The sequence below is a fragment of the Pseudovibrio sp. Ad26 genome (assembly GCF_001623285.1).
In the GTDB taxonomy this organism is placed as follows: Bacteria; Pseudomonadota; Alphaproteobacteria; order Rhizobiales; family Stappiaceae; genus Pseudovibrio; species Pseudovibrio ascidiaceicola.
Genome location: NZ_LMCE01000154.1, coordinates 1 through 1,654, shown reverse-complemented (window position 1 = coordinate 1,654; position 1,654 = coordinate 1). Strand labels below are relative to the sequence as shown.

Genomic DNA, 1,654 nt, shown 5'->3' with positions numbered 1-1,654 from the left:
GAATGCGGCGGCGGCGATAGGACACCGGTTCTCCTTGCTCATCTTCCCCTGTTGCTTCTCTTGGCTTGTCGAATTCACCGGGATCATCCCAACTAGGATCAAAGAACTCATCCTGCTTTTTCAATTGAGGCATAGGCTGAGTGTCGGGGGCCAGCACATCTGGCTGGATTAGTGGTTGCAACGGACTTGGCCGTATCAACGGTCTTGGAACGGGTGGGCTAGGCACGAATGGCTTTACCCATTGCGGGGTCTTAGGAACTGTACCTGGTGGAAGATTGCGAACAAATGCGTACTGATTACCAGCGGCTTGCGAAGCTACGTTCTTTACCGTTTTAGCCAAGTTTGGATTGTTCATGCTGCTGTCCTGATGATTTTCCCTGACCGTTCCCGATAGACGGTACTGCTGCCATCTGCGTATGTTTCCTTGCATTCGATAACATCGCAGAGATCTCGCAGGGCCTCATTGTCAATTTCAACGCCGCTGTTAAACAGCAGCAGTTCAAGCCGTGTTTCGCGAGACATTGTTTCTTGCGAAAGAATGCGCTGAACATCCTGATCTTGATAAAACTCAGCTCCGGCCATAAAGCTCAAGACAGCCCAGTAAAAGAAGCAGCTCTCATCGCTGTAGCCTTGTTTGCCAGCGTGCTTTTGAGCCTCACCAAAGAACGAGATCAACTCCTTGCGCTGAAGTTCCTCCGTCTCCTTGGGAAAGGCTTTGCGAAGGAACTGCTCAATCTCGTGGTAAAAGCTGATTTGAGCGCAGTGCATCATATCATCGTATTGACGCTGCTCGATCTCGCGGAATGGGAAGGTTGCGCGGTAGTTTTCGACTGCTCGGTCATGGTTTTCATGTTTGTGCCAGTGATAGTCCAAGCCGTCTTCGGTCTCGATGCCGAGCTGCAGCTGTTCGCCGCGAAGGCGATAGACCGCAAAACTTGATGTGTAGTCATAAGGTGCTGCAATCAGATCAATGTTTTTGAAGAAATCCTGCCACTGTTCCGGGAAGCCATGTCGCAGGAAACAATAAAGCACGCGGGCATCATAAAAACGCAGGTAAACCGGTTTGCCACTTTCCGGCGTGATCACGCTCATGAACCGCTTCAAGGAGCTTCGAAGTTCCTCAATCGCCTTTGTTGAAAAGACGATGATACCAAGCTTTTCTGGAAACCCTACCTTTAGCCAACTGGTCAAAACAGCGGGATGGACAGTCAGGTCAACAAGCAACGGGGTTCGGGCATGGGCATCTTGTTTGGCCTCTGCAGGTGATCCCATCAACGGTTCCCATCCGTCTTCGCCCGTGGCCCGGATCTCGCTTGCAAGGTCTTCCTGCCAGGATGCATCCAGCACCAGGTATGGTTTGGCATCAATCGTTGCAGCTTGCGCGGCGATCCCCTTAAATCGTTCTGTCAAACTCACCGCTGCTATCCTTTGGAGGCTTTGTCTTCACACGTTTCGCAAAACGGCGACCGGCTCATTCCTACGGGAGAGGCTCCTCCAATCAAAACATCCCCAGATCCGGTTGAATCGGCACCACCACAATCAATCGGATCTCCCTGTCGCCCAGCTTCTTTGTTGTTGAACAGGACAGTCGGGCTTCCGGAGGCCAATGATCTGCCATGGGGTGGTGACGGGCAGACCGGGCATGGATGCGGTG

Annotated in this window: 2 protein-coding genes and 1 pseudogene; all 3 read right to left on the bottom strand. The window is 52.2% G+C overall.

Translation table 11 applies throughout. The features are described from left to right. Nucleotides 1-355, bottom strand: a pseudogene (locus PsAD26_RS26535) (hypothetical protein); the annotation flags it as partial. Then, the gene (locus tag PsAD26_RS26530) at nt 352-1,416 is read right to left on the bottom strand and encodes a DUF4123 domain-containing protein (protein ID WP_057461548.1); all 1,065 of its coding nucleotides are present in this window, start codon (nt 1,414-1,416) and stop codon (nt 352-354) included. The pseudogene PsAD26_RS26535 and the gene PsAD26_RS26530, both read right to left, overlap by 4 nt. 5 nt (nt 1,417-1,421) lie before the next feature. Then, nucleotides 1,422-1,654: PAAR domain-containing protein (locus PsAD26_RS29205; RefSeq protein WP_193758366.1), on the bottom strand; the 233-nt coding region annotated here is incomplete at its 5' end.